Origin of the sequence: Streptomyces sp. NRRL S-1022 (assembly GCF_000720135.1) — a bacterium.
Taxonomy (GTDB): Bacteria; Actinomycetota; Actinomycetes; order Streptomycetales; family Streptomycetaceae; genus Streptomyces.
In genome coordinates this window covers 200,754-221,253 of the sequence record NZ_JOIU01000007.1, presented here as the reverse complement: position 1 = coordinate 221,253, position 20,500 = coordinate 200,754, and the positions used below count along the sequence as shown (strand labels likewise).

Annotated in this window: 23 protein-coding genes and 1 tRNA gene; 13 read left to right on the top strand and 11 right to left on the bottom strand. The window is 72.0% G+C overall.

Annotation, left to right across the window (positions count from 1 at the left end):
* Positions 1-225: 225 nt before the first annotated feature.
* Together IG05_RS0110210 and IG05_RS0110205 are read left to right on the top strand one after the other, a co-directional pair.
* Positions 226-1,860 (top strand): transposase, encoded by a 1,635-nt coding sequence (locus IG05_RS0110210; RefSeq protein WP_030341237.1) that lies wholly within the window; start codon positions 226-228, stop codon positions 1,858-1,860.
* 74 nt (positions 1,861-1,934) lie between these two features.
* A tRNA-Val gene (locus IG05_RS0110205) sits at positions 1,935-2,006 on the top strand.
* 44 nt (positions 2,007-2,050) lie between these two features.
* On the opposite strand, the gene IG05_RS0110200 is transcribed toward IG05_RS0110205, so the two are convergent.
* Positions 2,051-2,389 (bottom strand): hypothetical protein, encoded by a 339-nt coding sequence (locus IG05_RS0110200; RefSeq protein ID WP_030341235.1) that lies wholly within the window; start codon positions 2,387-2,389, stop codon positions 2,051-2,053.
* 63 nt (positions 2,390-2,452) lie between these two features.
* Positions 2,453-3,361 (bottom strand): ketopantoate reductase family protein, encoded by a 909-nt coding sequence (locus IG05_RS0110195; RefSeq protein ID WP_030341233.1) that lies wholly within the window; start codon positions 3,359-3,361, stop codon positions 2,453-2,455.
* A gap of 93 nt (positions 3,362-3,454) precedes the next feature.
* On the opposite strand from IG05_RS0110195, the gene IG05_RS42050 reads away from it, so the two are divergent.
* The 3 genes from IG05_RS42050 (at position 3,455) to IG05_RS0110180 (ending at position 5,406) form a co-directional block, all read left to right on the top strand.
* Positions 3,455-3,685, top strand: coding sequence for a DUF2277 domain-containing protein (locus tag IG05_RS42050; protein WP_030341231.1), 231 nt, complete (start codon positions 3,455-3,457; stop codon positions 3,683-3,685).
* Positions 3,686-4,160: 475 nt separating this feature from the next.
* A complete protein-coding gene (locus tag IG05_RS0110185; RefSeq protein WP_030341228.1) occupies positions 4,161-4,616 on the top strand; it encodes a DoxX family protein in 456 nt (151 codons plus the stop codon).
* A gap of 175 nt (positions 4,617-4,791) precedes the next feature.
* Positions 4,792-5,406, top strand: a complete 615-nt coding sequence (locus tag IG05_RS0110180; protein ID WP_030341226.1) for a DedA family protein — start codon at positions 4,792-4,794, stop codon at positions 5,404-5,406.
* Between the two features lie 122 nt (positions 5,407-5,528).
* On the opposite strand, the gene IG05_RS0110175 is transcribed toward IG05_RS0110180, so the two are convergent.
* Positions 5,529-6,173 (bottom strand): HNH endonuclease family protein, encoded by a 645-nt coding sequence (locus tag IG05_RS0110175; RefSeq protein WP_030341224.1) that lies wholly within the window; start codon positions 6,171-6,173, stop codon positions 5,529-5,531.
* 383 nt (positions 6,174-6,556) lie between these two features.
* Between IG05_RS0110175 and IG05_RS0110170 the strand changes: the two genes are divergently transcribed.
* On the top strand, positions 6,557-7,138 hold the full coding sequence (locus tag IG05_RS0110170; RefSeq protein WP_030341221.1) for a TMEM165/GDT1 family protein: 582 nt from the start codon (positions 6,557-6,559) through the stop codon (positions 7,136-7,138).
* Between the two features lie 158 nt (positions 7,139-7,296).
* Positions 7,297-7,965 carry an HAD-IA family hydrolase gene (locus IG05_RS0110165; protein ID WP_030341219.1) on the top strand — a complete coding sequence of 223 codons (669 nt, stop codon included), beginning with the start codon at positions 7,297-7,299 and terminating at the stop codon, positions 7,963-7,965.
* A 184-nt stretch (positions 7,966-8,149) separates the two neighbouring features.
* On the opposite strand, the gene IG05_RS44840 is transcribed toward IG05_RS0110165, so the two are convergent.
* Positions 8,150-9,085, bottom strand: coding sequence for a peptidoglycan-binding domain-containing protein (locus IG05_RS44840; protein ID WP_234335819.1), 936 nt, complete (start codon positions 9,083-9,085; stop codon positions 8,150-8,152).
* 131 nt (positions 9,086-9,216) lie between these two features.
* Here IG05_RS44840 and IG05_RS0110155 point away from each other — a divergent pair, with 131 nt between their 5' ends.
* The gene (locus IG05_RS0110155; protein ID WP_030341215.1) at positions 9,217-11,256 is read left to right on the top strand and encodes an MDR family MFS transporter; all 2,040 of its coding nucleotides are present in this window, start codon (positions 9,217-9,219) and stop codon (positions 11,254-11,256) included.
* On the opposite strand, the gene IG05_RS0110150 is transcribed toward IG05_RS0110155, so the two are convergent.
* A complete protein-coding gene (locus tag IG05_RS0110150; protein WP_030341214.1) occupies positions 11,249-11,758 on the bottom strand; it encodes a GNAT family N-acetyltransferase in 510 nt (169 codons plus the stop codon). The two genes, IG05_RS0110155 and IG05_RS0110150, sit on opposite strands and share 8 nt — an antisense overlap.
* 111 nt (positions 11,759-11,869) lie before the next feature.
* Between IG05_RS0110150 and IG05_RS0110145 the strand changes: the two genes are divergently transcribed.
* Together IG05_RS0110145 and IG05_RS50540 are read left to right on the top strand one after the other, a co-directional pair.
* The gene (locus IG05_RS0110145; protein ID WP_030341212.1) at positions 11,870-12,544 is read left to right on the top strand and encodes a hypothetical protein; all 675 of its coding nucleotides are present in this window, start codon (positions 11,870-11,872) and stop codon (positions 12,542-12,544) included.
* A 5-nt stretch (positions 12,545-12,549) separates the two neighbouring features.
* Positions 12,550-13,512, top strand: a complete 963-nt coding sequence (locus IG05_RS50540) for a hypothetical protein (RefSeq protein ID WP_420707578.1) — start codon at positions 12,550-12,552, stop codon at positions 13,510-13,512.
* Here IG05_RS50540 and IG05_RS0110135 read toward each other — a convergent pair.
* A complete protein-coding gene (locus IG05_RS0110135) occupies positions 13,501-13,941 on the bottom strand; it encodes a DUF1992 domain-containing protein (protein ID WP_030341209.1) in 441 nt (146 codons plus the stop codon). The genes IG05_RS50540 and IG05_RS0110135 overlap by 12 nt on opposite strands.
* A 112-nt stretch (positions 13,942-14,053) precedes the next feature.
* Here IG05_RS0110135 and IG05_RS0110130 point away from each other — a divergent pair, with 112 nt between their 5' ends.
* Positions 14,054-14,446: a hypothetical protein gene (locus IG05_RS0110130; RefSeq protein WP_030341208.1), complete on the top strand. Its 393-nt coding sequence runs from the start codon at positions 14,054-14,056 to the stop codon at positions 14,444-14,446.
* Positions 14,447-14,494: 48 nt separating this feature from the next.
* Here IG05_RS0110130 and IG05_RS0110125 read toward each other — a convergent pair whose 3' ends face one another.
* From IG05_RS0110125 to IG05_RS0110110, 4 genes are all read right to left on the bottom strand, one after another.
* The gene (locus IG05_RS0110125; RefSeq protein ID WP_030341206.1) at positions 14,495-15,166 is read right to left on the bottom strand and encodes an O-methyltransferase; all 672 of its coding nucleotides are present in this window, start codon (positions 15,164-15,166) and stop codon (positions 14,495-14,497) included.
* Between the two features lie 191 nt (positions 15,167-15,357).
* A complete protein-coding gene (gene proP, locus IG05_RS0110120; RefSeq protein ID WP_030341205.1) occupies positions 15,358-16,731 on the bottom strand; it encodes a glycine betaine/L-proline transporter ProP in 1,374 nt (457 codons plus the stop codon).
* Between the two features lie 301 nt (positions 16,732-17,032).
* Entirely contained in the window at positions 17,033-17,419 is a 387-nt protein-coding gene (locus IG05_RS0110115) for a beta/gamma crystallin domain-containing protein (RefSeq protein WP_030341203.1), read from the bottom strand.
* Between the two features lie 294 nt (positions 17,420-17,713).
* On the bottom strand, positions 17,714-18,172 hold the full coding sequence (locus IG05_RS0110110; protein ID WP_420707577.1) for an ATP-binding protein: 459 nt from the start codon (positions 18,170-18,172) through the stop codon (positions 17,714-17,716).
* 72 nt (positions 18,173-18,244) lie between these two features.
* Between IG05_RS0110110 and IG05_RS0110105 the strand changes: the two genes are divergently transcribed.
* On the top strand, positions 18,245-19,072 hold the full coding sequence (locus IG05_RS0110105; RefSeq protein WP_030341200.1) for a helix-turn-helix domain-containing protein: 828 nt from the start codon (positions 18,245-18,247) through the stop codon (positions 19,070-19,072).
* Positions 19,053-19,241, top strand: coding sequence for a DUF397 domain-containing protein (locus IG05_RS0110100; RefSeq protein WP_030341198.1), 189 nt, complete (start codon positions 19,053-19,055; stop codon positions 19,239-19,241). The genes IG05_RS0110105 and IG05_RS0110100 overlap by 20 nt, the downstream gene beginning before the upstream one ends.
* Here IG05_RS0110100 and IG05_RS0110095 read toward each other — a convergent pair.
* Positions 19,225-20,394, bottom strand: coding sequence for a steroid 3-ketoacyl-CoA thiolase (locus tag IG05_RS0110095; RefSeq protein ID WP_030341196.1), 1,170 nt, complete (start codon positions 20,392-20,394; stop codon positions 19,225-19,227). The genes IG05_RS0110100 and IG05_RS0110095 overlap by 17 nt on opposite strands.
* Between the last annotated feature and the right edge of the window lie 106 nt (positions 20,395-20,500).

The window sequence follows — 20,500 nt, the reverse complement described above, 5'->3', positions numbered from 1 at the left end:
CCTCTCCCGTGCCGTGGTTCGAGCTGGCTGGTGCCATTCTCCCACCCCTGAAAGACGAACACGGGAACCGATCAGTTCGCTGTGCGTACCGTGACTTCTCCGGACCGAGTCGCGCATGATCTCGGCGAGGGGGACGCGGGGGCCCGGATCGGATGGGTGACCTTCCCGGGCGGCGGTCGTTGGATGCGATGAAACGATCTTCGATGGCGGCTGGGGGGTTCCGGGATGGGCGGGCTGCGCGTGCCGGCCGCGCCGTTCGTGGTGTCCGGCCCTGCCGCGGTGTCGATCCGGACGCGGCTGCGGCTGTCGCCGGCGGACGCGGCGGTACTGACCGAGGTGGGGCGGATCCTCGGCTCGTTGGCGTCCCGGGATCTCGCGGTGATGTCACGGCAGGGGCGGGACCGCGAGGCCGCCTCCTGGGCAGCGCGCAAGCGGGCGCTGACCGCACCGTCGTCGGCCAGGTGGGCAGGCAGTGTCACCAAGGCGACGCAGGACCAGTGGGCGCTGGCGAGGCGGGGCCAGGCCGCCGAGGCGGCATGGCTGCGTGGGCAGATCGCGCGGATCGAGGACAGGCTGTCCCGGCCCGTGGGCGCGAAGTCCGACAAGCGGGCCGGGCTGGCGCGCGGCTGCGCCACCCGGGCCGAGTGGCATGCCAAGTCCCGTCGCCTCCATGCTCTCCGGGACCGGCTGGCCGCGGTGCAGGAGGCGTGGACGGAGGGCAGGGTCCGCGTGGTCAGGGGCGGCCGGAAGCTGGCCCGTCTGCGGCACCACCTGACCGAGGCCGGGCTGAGCCGGCACGTCTGGCGGGAACGGTGGCAGGCTGCCCGCATGTTCCTGGCGGCGGACGGCGAGTCCGGCAAACGCTGCGGCAACGAGACCATCCGCGTCACCGACGCCGGACAGCTCTCGATCAGGCTCCCCGCCGCTCTGGCCCATGCGGCCAACGCCCCGCACGGGCGATACGTCCTCGACACGACCGTGGTCTTCCCCTACCGGGCCGAGGAGTGGCGGGACCGGATCGTCGCGGACCGGGCCGTCGCCTACCGCATCCACCACGACGTTCTCCGCGACCGCTGGTACGTGACCGCATCATGGCGCCGTGCGGCGGTCCCCGCGCTGCCGGTCGAGGCCGCCCTGGCGCGCGGTGTGGTCGCGGTGGACATGAACGACGATCACCTCGCCGTCCGGCGCCTGGACGCCCACGGCAATCCGGTAGGCAGGCCGCGGAGCTTTGCCTACGACCTCTCGGGCAGCGCGCAGCACCGTGACGCTCAGCTCCGGCACGCCCTGACCCGGCTGCTGCACTTCACCCGGCGCAGCGGAGCAGTGGCGATCGCCGTGGAAGACCTCGACTTCACGGACGGCGCCGGCCGGGAGCAGTTCGGCCGGAACAAGCGATTCCGTCGCCTCGTCTCCCGCTTCCCGACCGCGAGGCTCAGAGTGCGTCTCGCATCGATGGCCGCCGAACAGGACGTGGCGATCGTGGCGGTGGACCCGGCGTACACCTCGCAGTGGGGAGCCCAGCACTGGCAGCAGCCGCTGACGACCGCCACTCGTAAGACGACCCGCCACGACGCCGCGGCCGTGGCGATCGGACGGCGCGCCCTCGGGCATCCGATCCGGCGACGGACGGCACCGCCCCCACCCGACCGGAGTGATCGTGTGGGGCATCGGACCGGCCAGGCCCGACCGGAGACCCGGGGGCGTGAGGGGACCCGCCCCCGCTTTCCCGGACCACGGACCGGATCCGTGCCGCCCGCAAGCGGAGCGAAAGCGGGCGACCAGCGTGCCCCGAACCGCTGGGGGCACGCGGCTGAGCGTGTGTCCTGGCAGCAGGGCATATTCCCGCTCGGCCGCTAGGGACGGTTGTCCCCGCCCTGGATTACGGTTTGCAGCACTGCCCCCTGGGCAATGTAGGCTGTCGACCTGTTCCCGGGTGCGTAGCTCAGTGGTAGAGCGCCTGCCTTACAAGCAGGATGTCGGCGGTTCGAAACCGTCCGCGCCCACCGGGTCGGCCCCTCGGAGATGGTTCCGAGGGGCTTTTCCGTGTCTACTCCTTCTCCGTCTGTTCGTGGGCGTGTTTCAGGCGGGTGCGGGCCTCCACGCGGTCCGCCGCCGCCAGCTCGGCCCAGAAGCGGTGGGTGCTGACGAAGACCGCGAGTTCGTGTTCGCGGCGGCGCAGCTTCTCCACCTCGGCCTGTTCGTCCTCCGTCCAGCCCGGGGACGCGGGCCGCTCCACCTTGCGCCAGCCGGTGTCGTCGCTGAATCCGTCCATCGGCTCGACCGACCAGGGCAGCCGCTTGAGCAGGGCCGACAGCTCGGCCCGGACCTGATGCAGCTCCTCCTGACCGGCGAGGAGGTCACTGGGGAATCCATAGGTCGTAGCCACGCCGCAATGCTACGCCTGTTCGATTTTCGATGGCGAGGGTGGACGGCAGGTCCGGGCGTGGGTTCATTCGAACGGGTGACCGCCCGCCGCCAGCTCCCGCACCAGCCGTTCCGTCACCGGCACCGCCACCCCGTGCCGCTCGGCCGCGCGCAGCAACGCCCCGCCGATCGCGTCGAGTTCGAGCGGGCGGCCGGCTTCGGCGTCCCGCTGCATGGAGGACTTGGTGGCGGGCGGGAAGGCGTCGTAGCGGGCCAGGGCCTGGGCCGGGTCCGCGGGGCCGCCGCAGGCACGGCTGACGGCCGCGGTCTCGGCGACCAGTGCCTCCAGTTCGTCGCGGTGCCGGGTGCGGGCGGTGCCGAGCGGGACGCCGTACCGGGTGGTGAGCAGGGCGAACGGGGCGAGGAAGGCCATCTTGGCCCACAGGGCCGCCGTCTCGTCCCCGGCCACGCGCGCGGTCGCGCCGGAGGCCGTGAGGTGATCGGCCAGCGTGTCGAGGCGGGCGCGGGGTACGGCGTCCCCGGCCAGGTCGATCTCGGTGAACGGGCTGCCGTGTTCGATCACGCCCGGGGCGGTGCGGGTGGACTCGACGCGGATCACGGCCGGGGCGACCCGGTCGGGACGGTAGCGGGCGCGCAGGGTGCCGGGGTGTTCGACGCCGTTCAGGAGCGGGACGAGCAGCGCGTCGCCGAGGGCGGCGGGCGGGACCCGGGTGAGGGCGGCGTCGAGCGCGGTGTGCTTCACGGTGACCAGGCAGGCGTCGACCGGTTCGCGCAGTGCGGTGTCCGCGTCGACGGTCGCGGTGAAGTCGCCGAACTGCCGGCTGCTGACCGTGATGCCGGTGCGGCGCAGTGTGTGGGCGGTGGTCTCGCCGGCCAGGCAGATCACGCGGTGACCGGAGCGGGACAGCAGGGCGGCGAGCAGGCCGCCGGTGCCGCCGGGGCCGAGGACGGCCACGGTGAGCGGGTGTGTCATGGAGTTGTTCCCTTCGATGGTCGGCCCCGGCTGTCGGTGGCCGCCTCGGCGGTGATCATCGCAGGGGGTGGCCGGGTGGGCCAGACTGGGTGCATGTGCCGGAGCATCAAGACGCTGCGCCCGCCCGTGCTGCCCGACGAGGCCACGGACGAGGAGATCCACGCGGCCGCGTTGCAGTACGTACGCAAGGTGTCGGGTTTCCGTGCCCCCGCCGCGCACAACCGGGAGGTCTTCGACCGGGCGGTGGCCGCGGTGGCCGAGGCCACGGCGGAGCTGCTCGGGGGGCTGGAAGTGCGGGGGCGGTCGGTCGGTGCGGCGGAGTAGGAGCGTTTCCCGCAGGGCGCGTGGCCGGATCTCCGGTGCGGCGGTCCGGCGGTCGGGCCGGGCTGCCCGCCAGGGTCAACTCGGGCTGCCCGCAAGGGTGTAGTTCTCGCCATCGGGCGTGCGGGGCCTGGTCGGCCGTGTGACCACTGTCATAGGGCCGCGGTCCGCTGCGTCCGATCGGCGGTGTTCTGTCGACGAGTTGGCCGTCGGGCTGCTCGGCGGCGGCGGCGGAGGGCCGCGTGTCTCGTCAAAAACCCCCGTATATCGGGCTGTTGGTCTTCGGCGTGCCCGCGGAGAGGGGCGTCGCCGGTCGGTCATGGCCGGTGTGCGACCCTTCGAAAACGGCCAGATGTTGAACTTGCAAGCATTGATTAGGTCCGCCTAACCTGGTCTTCCATTCGGTACCGCCGCCCCCACGACCGGCCCTTTCAGTCCCCGGCCGGCCCGACCGACACCGAAGAGGAGAACCCCCCTCATGTCCGCACGTCTCAATTCCGCTCAGCCCTACGCGATCGGGCTCTTCCGCATCGTCCTCGGCCTGCTCTTCGCCGTGCACGGCGCCGCCTCCCTGTTCGGCGTCCTCGGCGGCGCCGCGGGTAGCAACGGCGGCACGATCGCGGCCGGCACCTGGCCCGGCTGGTACGCGGCCGTGATCCAGCTCGTCGCCGGCGGCCTGGTGCTGCTCGGCCTCGGCACCCGCGGGGCCGCGCTGGTCGCCTCCGGCTCGATGGCGTACGCCTACTTCGACGTCCACCAGCAGGCGGCCCTGTGGCCCATCCAGAACGGCGGCGAGCTGTCCGTGCTGTTCTGCTGGGGCTTCTTCCTGCTGGTCTTCACCGGTTCCGGCGCCTTCGGCCTGGACCGCCTCCTCGGCCGGCGCACCGCGGCGGACGGCGAGCCCGCGGCGGAGCGCAGCCCGCTGGCCGCCTGACCTGCGGAGGGCCTGACCTGCGGGAGGCTTGACCTGCGGGAGGCCTGATCTGCGGCGGGCGCGAGCGGGGGCCGAGTGAAGCCTCTGTGATCGTCCCGCGAACCCCCCGCGAACCTCCTGTCACACCCCCGGCGTACGCTGTATGGCTGTCAACGGGGGAGTGACGGGAGTCGTGGTGTTGGAAAGCGTGGGGTCGCTGGCGGCCGGGCCATGGATCTATGCCGTGGTGGCGCTGTCGGTGCTGCTCGACGTGTTCCTGCCGGTGCTCCCGAGCGGAGTCCTCGTCATCACCGCCGCCACCGCGGCGGCTGCCGGCTCCGGAGCGGCGGCGGGCCAGGTCCCGCACGAGGTGCCGGACATCCTGGCCCTGATCCTGTCCGCGGCGACCGCCTCCGTCCTCGGCGACCTGGTCGCCTACCGGCTGGCCTGGCGCGGCGGGGAACGCCTGGACCGGGCGATAGCCCGCTCCCGGCGCCTGACCACCGCGCAGGAACGGCTCGGCGAGGCCCTCGCCCGGGGCGGCGGGGCGCTGGTCGTCCTCGCGCGCTTCGCCCCGGCCGGCCGCTCGATCGTCTCCTTCTGCGCGGGAGCCGCCCACCGCCGCGCCCGCGACTTCCTGCCCTGGTCGGCGCTGGCCGGTCTGTCCTGGGCCGGCTACAGCGTCGCCCTCGGCTACTACGGCGCCCAGTGGCTCGGCGCCACCTGGCTGTCCACGGGCATCTCCCTGGCCGCCCTCTTCGGCGCGGGAGCGGCGGCAGGCTTCCTGGTCCGCCGCCGCCCGGCTTCCTGAACCACCGTCGCCCCACGGCTCGGCCGCGCGGACGCGATCAGTCGCGGCGGACCCGCGCCCGGGAGAGGGCCGGGACCCGCTCGGCGCGACCGCGAGGACCCGCACGGCCCGACCGCGAGGACTCAGCAGCTCGCCAGGTAGTTCGTCAGCGCGCTCTTCTCGGCCGAGTCGACCGACAGGTTGTAGTAGTACTTCACCTGCACCCATGCCCGCACGTACGTGCACAGGTACGCGGACCGGGACGGCACCCACGTCGCCGGGTCCTGGTCGCCCTTGGCCTGGTTGACGTTGTCGGTGACGGCGATCAGCTGCGGCCGGGTCAGGTCGTTGGCGAACGCCTGCCGCTGCGCGGTGGTCCACTTGCTCGCCCCGGAGTCCCAGGCCTCGGCCAGCGGCACGAGGTGGTCGATGTCGAGGTCGGACGCGGCGGTCCAGGTGGCGCCGTCGTACGGGGAGTACCAGCTGCCGCTGGTCGCGGCGCAGGAGGAGTCGGTGACGACGTTCGTGCCGTCCCGCTTGAGGACCGTCTCGCGGGTGTTGCAGGCGCCGCTGATGGTGATCCAGAGCGGGAAGAGGTCCCGGCTGTACCCGGTGCGGTTCTCGGTGGCCACGGTGAGCTGGGAGAGGTAGCCGCGGGCGGTGGCGGCGCTGACCGGCGTGGGGAGGGCGGCGGAGGCGCTCGGGGAGTTGAACAGGGCGACGGAGGCGATCAGGCCGGTGAGGGCCGCGAGTATGCTCGTCCGTCGACGCGCGTAGAACCTGGACATGCGTGAACTCCCTTGTGGGGTCGGGGCGTTGGAGCACGGGCGAGGGAATGCTCGCGGTGCCGTGTGGCCGGGGGGTGAGCGCTCGGTAAGAAGTTAGTGACGTGCGCATGTCACGACAAGGTTGACGACGGAACTTTCACATCCCGTACGATGGGGAGCGCAGAAGGGGAGTAGCTCTTCGCCGGACCGTCGACATACTGCTCAGCGAGCCTGAGCCGGCGCCCGGAGGCGGACCGCGTTGCGGCGTGGCCCGCCAGCGAGACCTTCGGCAAGCAGTGCACGCCCGTGCCCCCCGGCGCGGGCGCCGAGTGTGCTGCCGTGCCGAGGTGTCATCGCGTGACGTACCGCACTCTCGGCGGGGCAGCCCGACCGATTGAGGAACCTTGATCAGCATCACCGTGACGGCGCTCGTCTTCGGCGTCATCTTTCTCGCCGAACTGCCGGACAAGACCGCGCTCGCCGGTCTCGTCCTCGGCACCCGCTACCGCGCCTCGTACGTCTTCGCGGGCGTCGCCGCCGCCTTCCTGCTGCACGTCGTGCTCGCCGTCGCGGCAGGCAGCGTGCTCACCCTGCTCCCGCAGCAGATCGTGCACGCCATCACCGGCGTCCTCTTCCTCGGCGGTGCCGCGGTGCTGCTGCTGAAGAAGGGCGAGGACGACGAGGAGATCAAGAAGCCCGCCGACCAGTCCTTCTGGAAGGTCGCCGGTACGGGCTTCATGCTCATCCTGGTCGCCGAGTTCGGTGATCTCACCCAGATCATGACCGCCAATCTGGCCGCCCGCTATGACGACCCGATCTCCGTCGGCCTCGGCGCGGTGCTGGGCCTGTGGGCCGTCGCCGGGCTCGGCATCGTCGGCGGAAAGGCCCTGATGAAGCGGGTGCCGCTGCGGCTGATCACGCAGATCGCGGCGCTGCTGATGCTGGCGCTGGGCGTCTGGAGCCTGTCGGAGGCCGTGAGCGGCTGAGCTGAACGCCGGGTGAACGCTCGCCGGGGGTGGTGGCGGGAGCGCGGCATGTTTTGTACCGTGGAGAAACAAAGTGGTTCCCGCCCGTTTTCCCTGACCGGCGGGCGGGGCCGCCTTGTCCCTCCCCGCACGGGGCCTGTTTCCCTCTGGAGCTGCCGATGCCGGCCACCGCCACGCCCACCGTCCTCACCGCCCGCGCCCTCCTGCTCGACATGGACGGCACCCTCGTCAACTCGGACGCCGTGGTCGAGCGCATCTGGCGGCGCTGGGCCGAGCGGCACGGGCTGGACGGCGACGAGGTGATGCAGGTCGTGCACGGGCGTCAGGGCCACGCCTCCATGGCCGTCCTGCTGCCCGGCCGGCCGATGGAGCAGAACCTCGCCGACAACGCCCGCATGCTCGCCGAGGAGACCGCCGACACCGACGGCGTCGTGCAGATCCCCGGCGCCGACGCGTTCCTCGCCGCGCTGCACGGAGTCCCGCACGCGCTGGTGACCTCCGCCGACGTCGCCCTGTCCACCGCCCGCATGAACGCCGCCGGGCTGCCACTGCCGGCCGTGCGGATCACCGCCGAGTCGGTCGGCGCGAGCAAGCCGCACCCCGAGGGCTTCCTCAAGGGCGCCGCGGAACTGGGCGTCGACCCCGCGGACTGTGTGGTGTTCGAGGACTCCGGGGCGGGGATCGCGGCGGGGTGCTCCGCCGGGATGACCGTGGTGGGAGTGGGGCCGCGAGCGGTCTTCCACGAGCCGGACGTGGCGGTGAAGGACCTCACGGAGGTGGCGGTCGAGCCCCTGCCGGACGGCACGGTCCGGCTGCACCTGGGCTGAGCCGCGACGCGCCGGCCGTTCGGCCGCGGCTGCGTGCGGGTTGCCCGCGCTTCCACGGCGGAGCCGCATCGGTGCAGCCCCGCGCCCCTTGGCGGACGGCGTTGCGAGATGCTCGCGCCCACACGGTGGAGCCGCATGCCGATGCAGCGGGCCGTGTCCTTGGGCGTGCTGCGCGCCGGGCGTTCTACGGCTTCGTCGTCTCCGCCTCCAGGCTCTTCCGCGTCGCCGCCCCGTACTCGCCCGGCAGGTCGCCCGTGATGCCCCGGGCCAGTTGGTAGTTGCGTACCGCGTCCTCCACGGGGCGGGTGAAGGTGCCGTCGATCTGGTCGCCGTAGAGGTTCAGCTGGCGCAGGCGCTGCTGGAGTTCGGTGACCTGGGGGCCGGTGTCGCCGCGGCGCAGGACCGGGGCCACGGCGGGGGTGGTCCGCGGGGTGGGGGACGCCGTCGTGGGGGAGGGGGTCGGCGAGGCGGTGTGCGAGGGCGTGGGGGACGGTGACGGGGACGCAGAGGTGGGGGTCGGCGTGGGGGTCGGGGAAGCGGAGCGGGACGGTGGGCGGGGGGCCGGTGCGGGCGGTGGGGCCTGGGCCGGTGTGGAGGGCCGGGGCGAGGCCGTCGGGATGCGTTCCCTGATTTCCTGGGCGCCCTGGTCGTGGGCCGGTGCGTGGTACGAGATCAGGGCGAAGGCCGCGGCCGCGATGATCGCCGTGCCCGCGGCCCCGGCGGCAAGCAGCAGGGTGCGGCGCGAGCGGCGCCCGGGCGGGGCGGGGTCGGGAGTGAGCGCGGGAAGCGGCCGGGTCGGGGTGTCCGGCGGGGAGAGGTGGATGCGCTGACCGCCCGTGGTCGCCGGCGGCGCGGGCGGTGCCGTGTCCGGGACCTCCACGTACGGTCGTATGCGCAGCGGGTCGAAGTCCTCCGCCGCTGCCGCCTCCGCCGTGCGTGCCTCGTGCAGTGCCTCGGCGGCCCGCTCGGTGCAGTCGCACGACGGCGTGCGGTCCGCCGTCCTCGGGGCCCCGCACTCCGGGCACCTGGTGCCCGGTTCCCCGCAGTCGCACGACGGCGTGCGGTCCGCCCCCCGCGGGGCCCCGCACTCCGGGCACCTGGTGCCGTGTTCTCCCGTCACGCCTGATCCCCCTCCCCTCGGGAACTTCAGAGAGTATGCGGATCCCCTCCGCCTCCGCAGGACTCGACAGGCCATAAGTGGTGACACCCACCACGATGGAAGAGGTGCACCCCGAGCCCCGGGAGGTCTTCATGGCCCTGGACACGCACGGCACGGCGAAGGACATGAGCAGCAGCGAACACGTGCCGGGCAGTGTGCTGGTCCCGATCGGCGCCCTGCTGCTCGGGCTGCTGCTCGCCGCCCTCGACCAGACCATCGTGTCGACCGCGCTGCCGACGATCGTGAGCGACCTCGGCGGGCTGGAGCACCTTTCCTGGGTCGTCACCGCCTATCTGCTGGCCTCGACCGCAGCGACGCCGCTGTGGGGCAAGCTCGGCGACCAGTACGGCCGCAAGCGGCTGTTCCAGACCGCCATCGTGATCTTCCTGATCGGCTCGGCGCTGTGCGGCATGGCGCAGAACATGCCGCAGCTGATCGCCTTCCGGGCGCTGCAGGGCCTGGGCGGCGGCGGGCTGATGGTGCTGTCCATGGCGATCGTCGGCGACCTCGTGCCGCCTCGCGAACGCGGGCGCTACCAGGGCCTGTTCGGGGCCGTGTTCGGCGCGACCAGCGTGCTCGGACCGCTGCTCGGCGGACTGCTCACCGAGCACCTCAGCTGGCGCTGGGTGTTCTACGTCAACCTGCCCGTCGGTGTGGTCGCGCTCGCCGTGATCGCCGCCGCCCTGCGCATCCCGCGCCGCACCGAACACCACGTCATCGACTACCTGGGCACGTTCCTGATCGCCGCCGTCGCCACCTGCCTGGTGCTCGTCGCCTCGCTCGGCGGTACGACCTGGGCGTGGGACTCGGCGCAGATCATCGGGCTCGCCGTGCTGGGCGTGCTGCTGGCCGTGGCGTTCGTCGCCGTGGAGCGGCGCGCCGCCGAACCGGTGCTGCCCCTGAAACTCTTCGGCATCCGCACCTTCGGCCTCGCCGCCGTCATCAGCTTCATCGTCGGCTTCGCCATGTTCGGCGCGATGACCTACCTGCCGACCTTCCTCCAGGTCGTGCACGGCATCTCACCGACGCTGTCCGGCGTGCACATGCTGCCCATGGTGGCCGGCCTGCTGCTGTCCTCCACCGTGTCCGGGCAGATCGTCAGCCGCACCGGCCGCTGGAAGGTCTTCCCCGTCGCCGGCACCGCCGTCACCACCCTCGGCCTGCTGCTCCTGCACCGGCTCGACGAGCACAGCCCGACCGCCGAGATGAGCGTGTACTTCTTCGTCTTCGGCCTCGGTCTCGGCCTGGTCATGCAGGTCCTGGTGCTCATCGTGCAGAACGCCGTCTCCTACGAGGACCTGGGCGTCGCCACCTCCGGCGCCACCTTCTTCCGGTCCATCGGCGCCTCCTTCGGCGTGGCCGTCTTCGGCGCGGTCTTCGCGAGCCGGCTCGGCGACAAGCTCACCGACGCCTTCCGGGGCGTACGCCTGCCGGCCGGCGCGAGCGCCGGCGCGCTGAAGGCCGATCCGCGGGGCATCGCCGCCCTGCCGCCCACGCTGCGCCCCGCGGCCCTGCACGCCTATGCGTCCGCCATCACCGACGTCTTCCTCTACGCCGCCCCCGTCGCCTTCCTCGGCTTCCTGCTGGCCTGGTTCCTGAAGGAGGACCGGCTGCGCGGCTCGGTCACCGCGCCCGACATCTCCGAGACCATCCCGCCCAACCCCGTCGAGCGCTCCTCCTACGACGAGGTGTGCCGCGCCCTGTCCGTGCTCGGCACCCGGGAGGGCCGCCGCGAGATCTACCTGAAGATCACCGAACGGGCCGGGTACGACCTGCTGCCCGCCACCAGCTGGATGCTGCTGCGCATGCGCCGCTACGGCTCCGTCGAACCGGCGGTGCTGGCCGAGCGCAGCCCGGTCCCGCTCCAGGCGGTCATGGCCGCCGCCCGCCAGGTCGAGGAACGGCGGCTCGCCGAACGCGGGGGCCTGGACCTCGTCCTGACCGACACCGGCCGCGAGGTCGCCGACCGGCTCGCCACGGCCCGCGAGGAGTCCCTGGCCGAACTGCTCGGCGACTGGTGGCAGCCCGGCCGGGAGACCGACCTGAGCCGGCTGGTCCGCGGCCTGACCGGCGAACTCTGCGGTGCCGAGCGCGAACGCCCGCACAACGGCACGGTGACGAAGGTCAGTTGACGGCCTGCGCCGGCACCAGCTCCTTGCGGAACCAGTGTTCGGCGTACGGGTCGGTGTTGTGCGGGCCGGTCTCGGCGTAGCCGAGCCGGGCGTACAGGGCGCGGGCCTCGACCAGGTCGCTGCGGGTGTCCAGCACGATCCGCCGGGCGCCGAGAGTGCGCGCGGCCTCTTCGGCGGCGGCCACGAGCAGCGGGGCCCCGCCCCGGCCGCGCCGTCCCGGCAGCACGAACACCCGGGTCAGCTCGGCGGTGTCCGGCTCCAGCAGCCGTACGCCCGCCGTGCCGGCCGGCGTGCCGTCGTACCGCCCGAGGAGCAACTGCCCGCCCGGCGGCGCGAGATCGGTGCCCGGCTGCGCGGCGATCTCCCGCTCCAGTTCGGCCGGGTCGGTGCGGCGCCCCTCGTGCAGCAGGTACCAGCGGTCGCTGACCTCCGTGTAGTACGCCCGCCACAGCGCGGCGGCGGCCGGGGAGTCGTACGGCTCCGGAGCGATCGTCCATGTCATGTCCGTCATTGTCCGGAGCCGCCCTGCGCCCCGCGAACCGTTTGTGGGCCTGCTTCCGGGTCACCCGAAGGGAGAACCGGCCAGCGGGGCCGGTCCGAGCGGAAGGCAACCATGTCCACAGGCCTGATCATTTTGTTGATCGTGATCGCAGCGGTCGTGGTCGTCGGTGCGGCCACCCTGGTCGCGCGCAGCCGCGGCAAGCACGGCGGGAGCAGCCTGAAGCGGCGCTTCGGGCCCGAGTACGAGCGGGCCGTGGCCCTGCACGACGGGGACACCAAGGCCGCGGAACGAGAGCTTGCCGAGCGCGTCGAACGTCATGGTGAACTGCGCGAGCGGCCGCTGGACGGCACCGAGCGGCAGCGGTACGCGGACCGCTGGACCTCGGTGCAGGAACACTTCGTGGAATCGCCCCGTGAGGCGGTGGCCGAGGCCGACCGGCTGCTCGCGGAACTCGCGGCGGAGCGGGGCTACCCGGACGGCGGCCGGTACGAGGAGCAGCTCGCCGCGCTGTCCGTGCACCACCCCGAGCACGTCGACGGCTACCGGCAGGTGCACCGGGCCGCCCGCCTGGGCGCCGGGGCTGAGGAGTCCGGCAACCAGACCGAGGAACTGCGGTCGGCGCTGCTCGGTGCGCGCGCGCTCTTCGACGAGCTGACCAGCACCGAGCCCGGCCGGCACCGGGCCCCGACCGGCGCGGAGCGGCCGGCGCCGGCCGCCGCGACCCGCTCCCACGCCCGCTCCCACACGCCGTGGGCCCTGCACCGGAGCCGACCGAAGGAGAGCTGAGCGCCATGACGGACAGGACGAGCGGCCCCGGCGGCGACCGGAACCGCACCGAACGCTTCACCCGCCCCCCGGGCGAGGAATGGACACCTGAGCAGGAGGCGGCGGACCGGGACGAGTGGTCCCCGGGCGACGCGACCCCGGCCCACCGCACCCCGAGAACACCCCGCCCGGACGAACACCTCCCCGGCGAACCGCCCGTGACCCCGGCCCCGACCACACCCCGCACCTCGCCCGAGGGCGCGCGGACCCGGCCCGAGGACGGCGGCGAGGGCGTGAGCGGGCCGGTTCCGGGTGCAAAGGCGCGTGGGCGGTCCGCGGAGGCGGGCCGGCCCGGGCGGGAAGGGCTGACCGGGGACGACCGTACGCCCGAGGACACACCGCAGGCGCCCGCGGGCCGCGCGGGGGCTGCCGGGGCGGTCCCGGAGCCGGAGCACGGGTCGGAGGGACTGCGGCCCGGAACCGAGGAGCTGGGGCCCCGGACGGCCGGTGCCGGCCGGCCGGACGCGGCTGCCGGACACGGCGGCACGGGTGCCGTGGACGAGGAGGGGCGCATGCCGGACGACGGGCTCGGCGCGCCGGCCGTCGGCGCGGCCAGCGGGCGTGAGGCCCGCACGGCCAACGGCCGGGGCACGGACTCCTGGCCGGCGGCACCGGCGGCTTCCGGCGCGGCCTCCGGCACCGACACCCCGCTGCTCCCGCACGAGGAGACGGACCAGTGGGAGCGCCGGCTGCGCGAGGTGGCCGTCGCCTTCGTGGACGACCCCAGGGAGGCCGTCGAAGAGGCCGACCGGGCCCTGGAGGAGATCACCACGCGGTTCACCGAGGCCGTGACCCACCGCCGCCGGACCCTGCGCATGTCCTGGCAGGGCACCGAGGAGCGCGGCCCCGCCGCGGAGACCGACACCGAGCAACTGCGACTCGCCCTGCGCGACTACCGGGAACTGGCCGGACGGCTGCTACACGGCTGAGCCGGTCACGCCCCCCTCGCCCCTGGCGGCAGCCCTGCGCTGCCGCCATTCGCGTACGACCTCCTCGACGTCGTACGGCTTCTTGCCCAGCGGCGGACCGGGCGGCGGCTTGAACATCATGTCCTTGATCCGGACGTTGACGTCCTCGATGATCTTGCGCGCCATCCGTTCCGAGGGTGCCGCGTACGCCGCCTCCAGCGCGTCCTCCGCCTCCTTGCGCAACGCGAGCGCGGGCGGCAGCACGGCGAGCCCCTCACGCACCAACTTCCGCTTGACCCACCACAGTTCGTCGTACGTGGAGTCGACCTCCGACGGCAGCGGCGCGCCCGCGCCCGGCAGCCGGTCGAACTCCCCGCGCCCCTGCGCGTCGCGGATCTGCTTGTCCACCCAGGACTCGAACGGCACACCCGGTGGCTTTCGCTCGGTCATGAACCCATTGTGCCGGACGCGGCCCCGCCGGGCGTTTTATCATTCGGCGGCGGTACGGCACAGCGTCCGCCGCGAACCAGCACCACACCAGGACGTTTCAGGGGGAACGCTCGTGCTCGAACTCACCATGGCCGCCGTCTCCGGCGCCGACACGGGCGCCACCGCCGGCATGACGATGGCCGAGGCCCCCAGTGAGCCCGGCGCGGTCCTGCGGGTCGGCCGCGACGCGGCGCTGTGCCGGCTGGCCACCCCCGAGGACTGGCTGTTCGTCTCCCGCGTCCACCTGGAGTTCCGGTGCGGCCCGGACGGCACCTGGCAGCTGACCTGGCTGCGCGGCTCCCAGCCCGACCCGGCGTCCGAGGTCCGGCTCACCGTCGGAGCGCAGACGCACCCCGTCGGCTACGGCGCGACCGTGGCGCTGCCGCACGGCGGGTCCGGCGAGATCGTCGTCCAGGACCGCACCGCGCCGCGCAGCGTCAACGTCGGCTTCTACCACGACCTGTGAAAGGGTTCCACCGCGACCTGTGAACGGGTCCGCGGCGGGTTCGCGGCCTCAGCCCAGCACCCGGGCCAGCGCGAACCCGTCGTAGCCCTTGCTGCCGACCGTCTGGATCGCCGTACCGGTCAACCGGGGGTGGCCGGCGATCAGTTCGATCGCGGCACGGGTGCCGACGACGTCCGGCCCGGTGTCGCCCGCGTCGGCCACCCGGCCGCCGCGCACCACGTTGTCCAGGACGATCAGGCTGCCCGTCCGGCTGAGCCGGAGCGCCCACTCCACGTAGTGCGGGTTGTTGACCTTGTCCGCGTCGATGAAGACCAGGTCGAAGGGGGCCGGGTTCTCGTCGGCGAGCTTGGGCAGCGACTCCAGGGCCGGCCCCACCCGCACCTCCGCGATCCGCTCCAGGCCCGCGCGGGCGATGTTCCGTACGGCCACCTCGGCGTGCTTGGCGCTGTACTCCAGCGAGATCAGCCTGCCGTCCTCGGGCAGGGCGCGGGCCAGCCAGATCGTGCTGTACCCGCCGAGCGTGCCGATCTCCAGGATGTTCCGGGCGCCCTGCACCTGGGCGAGCAGCTGGAGGAACTTGCCCTGCGCGGCGGTGACGGCGATGGCGGGCAGCCCGGCGGCATCACTGTCGCGCAGGGCCGCGCGCAGGGCCTCGTCGTCCGGTGAGAGGTTGCTGATGAAGTAGTCGTCGACGTCGTCCCAGACCTGCGACCCGCTCATAGCGTCTGCTGCCTTTCCCGAGTGTCCTGCTCCCATGATCGCAGCAGAGCGCCGTCTGCGGCAGGACTGTCGGCGGACCGGGGCGGCGCCCCGAAGCCGACGGCCGCCGCGGCTCCCGGGGCGCGGGGACGCGCGACCGGGAACCGCGGCGGCCGTCGGCCGGGAACGGCAGTGGGCCGGCTCGACTGTGCTTACCGGCTCTCCACCGACGGCGGGGAGCCCGGCAGCGGCCGGCCCGCGCACTCCGACATCCGCCACACGGCGAAACCACCCACGACGGCCGCGGCCATCATGTAGTAGGCGGGCATCATCATGTTCCCCGTCGCCCCGATCAGCGCGGTGACGACCAGCGGGGTCGTCCCGCCGAACAGCGACACGGACACGTTGAACCCGACGGACAGGGAGCCGTAGCGCACCCGGGTCGGGAAGAGCGCGGGCAGCGCGGCCGGCATGGCTGCCGTGAAGCACACCAGGAGCAGGCCGAGCGCGCCCATGCCCAGGCCGACGGCGAGCAGGCTGCCCTGGCGGATCAGCAGCAGGGCCGGGACGGACAGGAGCAGGAAGCCCGCGCAGCCCGCCGCGATCACCGGCCGCCGCCCGACGCGGTCGGTCAGGGCACCGGCGAACGGCTGGACGATCATCATCAGGGCCATCACCGCGAGCACGACCAGCAGGCCGTGCGTCTCGTCGTACTTCAGCTCGCTGGTGAAGTAACTCGGCATGTACGACAGCAGCATGTAGTCGGTGACGTTGTAGACCAGGACCAGGGCCATGCACAGCAGCAGGGGCTTCCACTGGCCGGTGATCATCTCGCGCAGCGGCACCTTCGGCCGGGCGGCCTCGGCCTTCTCGACCTCCGCCGCGAACGCCGGGGTCTCCTCCAGCCGCATCCGCAGGTAGAGGCCGATGATGCCCATCGGGCCCGCGATCAGGAACGGGATGCGCCAGCCCCAGGCCGTCAGGTCGTCGGACGACAGCAGGGCCGTCAGCAGTGTGACCAGACCCGCGCCGCCGATGTAGCCGGCGAGCGTGCCGAACTCCAGCCAGCTCCCGAAGAAGCCGCGCTTCTTGTCGGGCGCGTACTCGGCGATGAACGTCGTCGCGCCCGCGTACTCGCCACCGGTGGAGAAGCCCTGCACCAGCCGGGCGGCGAGCAGCAGCAGCGGCGCGCCGACGCCGATGGTGGCGTAGGACGGGATGAGGCCGATGGCGAACGTGCCCACCGCCATCATGATCATGGTGACGGCGAGGACCTTCTGCCGGCCGACGCGGTCGCCCAGCGGACCGAAGACCAGGCCGCCGATCGGGCGGACCAGGAAGGCCGCCGCGAAGGCGCCGAACGTCGACAGCAGCTGCGCGGTCGGGTTGCCGGACGGGAAGAAGACCTTGCCCAGGGTGACCGCGATGTAGCTGTAGACACCGAAGTCGAACCATTCCATGGCGTTGCCGAGCGCGGCCGCCTTCACGGCACGCTTGACGAGCGCGGGGTCGGTGACGGTGACACCGCGGGCCTGGGCGGCCCGGCGGGTCTTCTGATGCGGGAGGACGGCTGCGGCGGTCGCCAAAACGGGGCTCGCCTACCTTTCGACGGGGACAGGGACGGACCCGGACGGCGGCGGTGACGTGCGACGGGCCGAAAAACGACCATAGGGGGACTTCGGCCCCTTACGTGCCGTATGCACTTAAGTGCAGAGTGCATCCAAAGCGTGGATACGCAGGTACGTCTGCCCACTCGCGCCCGGCCATGCCACTTGATCATTGTGATTCTTATCGCGTCCCTGGCGCGGAACCGGCCGGCTAGGGGCACCCGTCGATGGCACGAAAAGCGGGGCGCCCCTGGAGGCGCCCCGCGGTCTTGCCTCGATCTCAGTAGATCCTGATCGAGAGAATCTCGTGGACGTGACCCGGATTCCACGAACTCCACTTCTGGAGGGTGACGGTTTCGAGTCGCGGGTCGCTCAGATTCCGCTGGAACTGGAGGGTCACGACATTGTTTCCGGATTCGACCCAGTTCACCCCGTAGATGGCGACGGGTATCGACCCGGCATTGGCGAAGCAGAGCGTGTCGCGACCTTCGTTGTTGTGGATTTCGAGGTAGCCGTTCTCGTTGCAGTCCGTACGGTTGATCGCCGGTCCGACGGTGGAAGCCGTGGTGGGCGACGCGGTGGCCGCCGCGGCGGGCGTGATCGTGGCGGCAAGTGCGGCGGCGACGACCGAGGCAACGCCGAGGGAATGGCGCACGGAGAGCTTCATTCGCTCCTCTTTCAGGCGGGATTGGTGCCATAACCGTTTCATGCGTCCCTGCCCCTCGGAAATCGCTTACTAGCCAGATTGATACGTTTGTTTATGCTTGTATGAATAAGGTGATCGATGCCACGTTTGCGGCGGCCGGAGGTGTGATCACCAGTTCGGGAGCGTGTCGGGGCAACCGGGTCCGCCGGGGCGGGATGCCGCACCACCGGAGGGTGGCGCGGCGGGCGCCGTGGGTGACACGTGCGTGATCAGGGGCGATGCGGAGATGCACCGCGACTGGGGGTCAGCCGAAAATCACGGAATAAGATCGTGCCCGCGTGGCGGCACGGACGAGTCGCTCCTCGCGGGCACGTCCTGGAGCCCGCACTCGAACCAGACGGTCTTCCCGTCGCTGGCCCCCGGCGACACCCCCCACTTGTCCACCACGGCGTCGAGCAGCGCCAGACCCCGGCCGCCCTCCGCCTCCCGGTCTGCGTCCGGCTCCAGCCGGGGCCGCCCGGCGAAACCGTCGGTCACCTCCGCCCGGACGCCCGCTGTCTGCCGGGCCACCACGAGGGTGCAGCGCCGGTCGGGAACATGCCGTACGACGTTGGTCACCAGCTCGCTCACGCCCAGCTCGACGGCGAACGTCAGCTCCTGCAACTGCCACTCGTCCAGCAGGGAGCGGACGATGCGGCGGATGTGGCGTACCGAGTGCTCGCCCACGGTGAGCTGCATGCGGTACTGGGGGGTGTGGGGAAAGTTCAGGTTCACAGGACGAGGCTGACGTCGTGTCACTACGCTGGGCTACCAGCTGAACACAACGCGTCCTGGAGGGGACTTGCCGTGGTGAACATCAACACCCTCGACCCCGGCGCCTCGCCGCTCGACTACTACGGCTTCGAGTTGCGGCGGTGCCGGGAGGCCGCCGATCTGACGCAACGGCAGCTCGGTGAGATCGTGAACTACACCGGTTCGCTGATCGGCCAGATCGAAACGGCCAGGAAGGTGCCGACGCTGGAGTTCAGCGAGCGGGTGGATGCGGCGCTGGGGACGGGTGGGTTGCTCTCGCGGCTCGTTCAGCTGGTGTTGCGCAGTCAACTTCCGGCATGGTTCAGGGAAACGGCGGAACTGGAGGCGCGGGCGCTGGAGATCTGCACCTTTCAGATGGGCATGGTCCACGGCCTCGTTCAGACTGAGGCCTATGCGCGCTCGGTGCTCGGAGTGCTGGACGAGGCCAAGGTGGATGACCGAACCGCCGCTCGAATGGCTCGGCAGCGGATCTTCCAGAAGTCGAACCCGCCGGTCTTCTGGATGGTCCTCAGCGAAGCCGCGCTGTACCAGGAGATCGGTGGCCCGGAAGTCATGCGCGGACAACTGGCTCACTTGTTGTCGTTTGAGGCCCAACCCCGGACCAACGTTCAGATCCTGCCGTTCTCGGCAGGGGCTCACGCCGGACTCACCGGCTCGTTCAACGTCTACCGCTTCTCCAGCGACCCAACCATCGTCTATACCGAGGGATATGGCAGTGGGCACCCAACCGCGAACTGGGACACGGTCCAGGACTGCTCGCTCCGTTACGATCATCTTCAGGCCGCCGCACTCTCCCTCAAGGACTCGGCGGAGCTGATCCGACGCGTGATGGAGGACCGCTATGGAGTGCAAGTGGCGTAAGTCGAGCTACAGCAGCGACCAGGGCGGCGATTGCGTAGAAGTCGCCGAGACCCCCGCCGCCACCCTCGCCATCCGGGACTCCAAGGCCCCGGCGGGGCCGATCCTCACCGTCGCCCCCGCCGCGTTCACCCGCTTCATCACCTGGACGTCGGCTACAGCCGCTGAATGATCGTCCCGGTCGCCAGCCCGCCGCCGGCGCACATCGTGATGAGGGCGAACTCCTTGTCCGTGCGCTCCAGTTCGTGCAGGGCGGTGGTGATGAGGCGCGCGCCCGTCGCGCCGACCGGGTGGCCCAGGGCGATCGCACCGCCGTTGACGTTGACCTTCTCCAGGTCCTGCTCGAAGACCTGGGCCCAGCTCAGGACCACGGAGGCGAAGGCCTCGTTGATCTCCACGAGGTCGATGTCCTTCAGGGACATGCCCGCCTTGCCCAGCACCGCGCGGGTGGCGTCGATCGGGCCGTCGAGGTGGAAGTGGGGGTCGGCGCCGACGAGGGCCTGGGCGACGATGCGGGCCCGGGGCTTCAGCTTCAGGGCGCGGGCCATCCGCTTGGACGCCCACATGATCGCCGCCGCGCCGTCGGAGATCTGGGAGGAGTTGCCGGCGGTGTGGACGGCCGTCGGCATCACGGGCTTGAGCCCCGCCAGCGCCTCCGGGGTGGTGTCCCGCAGGCCCTCGTCCCTGTCCACCAGGCGCCACATGCCCTGACCGGCGTACTGCTCCTCCTCCGTGGTGGGCACCTGGACGGCGAAGGTCTCCCGCTTGAAACGTTCCTCCGCCCAGGCGTGGGCCGCCCGTTCCTGTGACAGCAGTCCCAGCGCGTCGACGTGCTCGCGGGTCAGGCCCCGGTGGCGGGCGATGCGCTCGGCCGCCTCGAACTGGTTGGGGAGGTCGACGTTCCACTCGTCGGGGAACGGCTTGCCGGGGCCGTGCTTGGAGCCGGAGCCCAGCGGGACGCGGGACATCGCCTCGACACCGCAGCTGATGCCGACGTCGATCACGCCGGCCGCGACCATGTTGGCCACCATGTGGGAGGCCTGCTGGGAGGACCCGCACTGGCAGTCGACCGTCGTGGCCGCCGTCTCGTACGGCAGTCCCATGGTCAGCCAGGCCGTGCGCGCGGGGTTCATGGACTGCTCGCCGGCGTGCGTCACCGTGCCGCCGACGATCTGCTCGACGGCGTCGGCGGGGATGCCGGTGCGGCCGAGGAGTTCACGGTAGGTCTCGCCCAGGAGGTAGGCGGGGTGCAGGTTGGCGAGCGCGCCGCCGCGCTTGCCGATCGGGGTGCGGACGGCTTCGACGATCACGGGTTCGGCGGCCATGGGTGCGGGTCCTCTCCGAGAGGGCTCTCCTCCAGAACTAGTACGCGTTCTAGTTCTGCTCAGCAGTCTGCTGACGTGACGTCCATCACCGCAAGGGTCTTGCAGG

Coding starts and splice junctions, on each gene's coding strand:
- IG05_RS0110150 (WP_030341214.1), bottom strand. CDS start 11,758: ATGACATGGACGATCGCTCCGGAGCCGTACGACTCCCCGGCCGCCGCC.
- IG05_RS0110125 (WP_030341206.1), bottom strand. CDS start 15,166: ATGAGCGGGTCGCAGGTCTGGGACGACGTCGACGACTACTTCATCAGC.
- IG05_RS42050 (WP_030341231.1), top strand. CDS start 3,455: ATGTGCCGGAGCATCAAGACGCTGCGCCCGCCCGTGCTGCCCGACGAG.
- IG05_RS0110155 (WP_030341215.1), top strand. CDS start 9,217: ATGGCCCTGGACACGCACGGCACGGCGAAGGACATGAGCAGCAGCGAA.
- IG05_RS0110145 (WP_030341212.1), top strand. CDS start 11,870: ATGTCCACAGGCCTGATCATTTTGTTGATCGTGATCGCAGCGGTCGTG.
- IG05_RS50540 (WP_420707578.1), top strand. CDS start 12,550: ATGACGGACAGGACGAGCGGCCCCGGCGGCGACCGGAACCGCACCGAA.
- IG05_RS0110195 (WP_030341233.1), bottom strand. CDS start 3,361: ATGACACACCCGCTCACCGTGGCCGTCCTCGGCCCCGGCGGCACCGGC.
- IG05_RS0110100 (WP_030341198.1), top strand. CDS start 19,053: ATGGAGTGCAAGTGGCGTAAGTCGAGCTACAGCAGCGACCAGGGCGGC.
- IG05_RS0110175 (WP_030341224.1), bottom strand. CDS start 6,173: ATGTCCAGGTTCTACGCGCGTCGACGGACGAGCATACTCGCGGCCCTC.
- IG05_RS0110095 (WP_030341196.1), bottom strand. CDS start 20,394: ATGGCCGCCGAACCCGTGATCGTCGAAGCCGTCCGCACCCCGATCGGC.
- IG05_RS0110115 (WP_030341203.1), bottom strand. CDS start 17,419: ATGAAGCTCTCCGTGCGCCATTCCCTCGGCGTTGCCTCGGTCGTCGCC.
- IG05_RS0110210 (WP_030341237.1), top strand. CDS start 226: ATGGGCGGGCTGCGCGTGCCGGCCGCGCCGTTCGTGGTGTCCGGCCCT.
- IG05_RS0110185 (WP_030341228.1), top strand. CDS start 4,161: ATGTCCGCACGTCTCAATTCCGCTCAGCCCTACGCGATCGGGCTCTTC.
- IG05_RS0110165 (WP_030341219.1), top strand. CDS start 7,297: ATGCCGGCCACCGCCACGCCCACCGTCCTCACCGCCCGCGCCCTCCTG.
- IG05_RS0110135 (WP_030341209.1), bottom strand. CDS start 13,941: ATGACCGAGCGAAAGCCACCGGGTGTGCCGTTCGAGTCCTGGGTGGAC.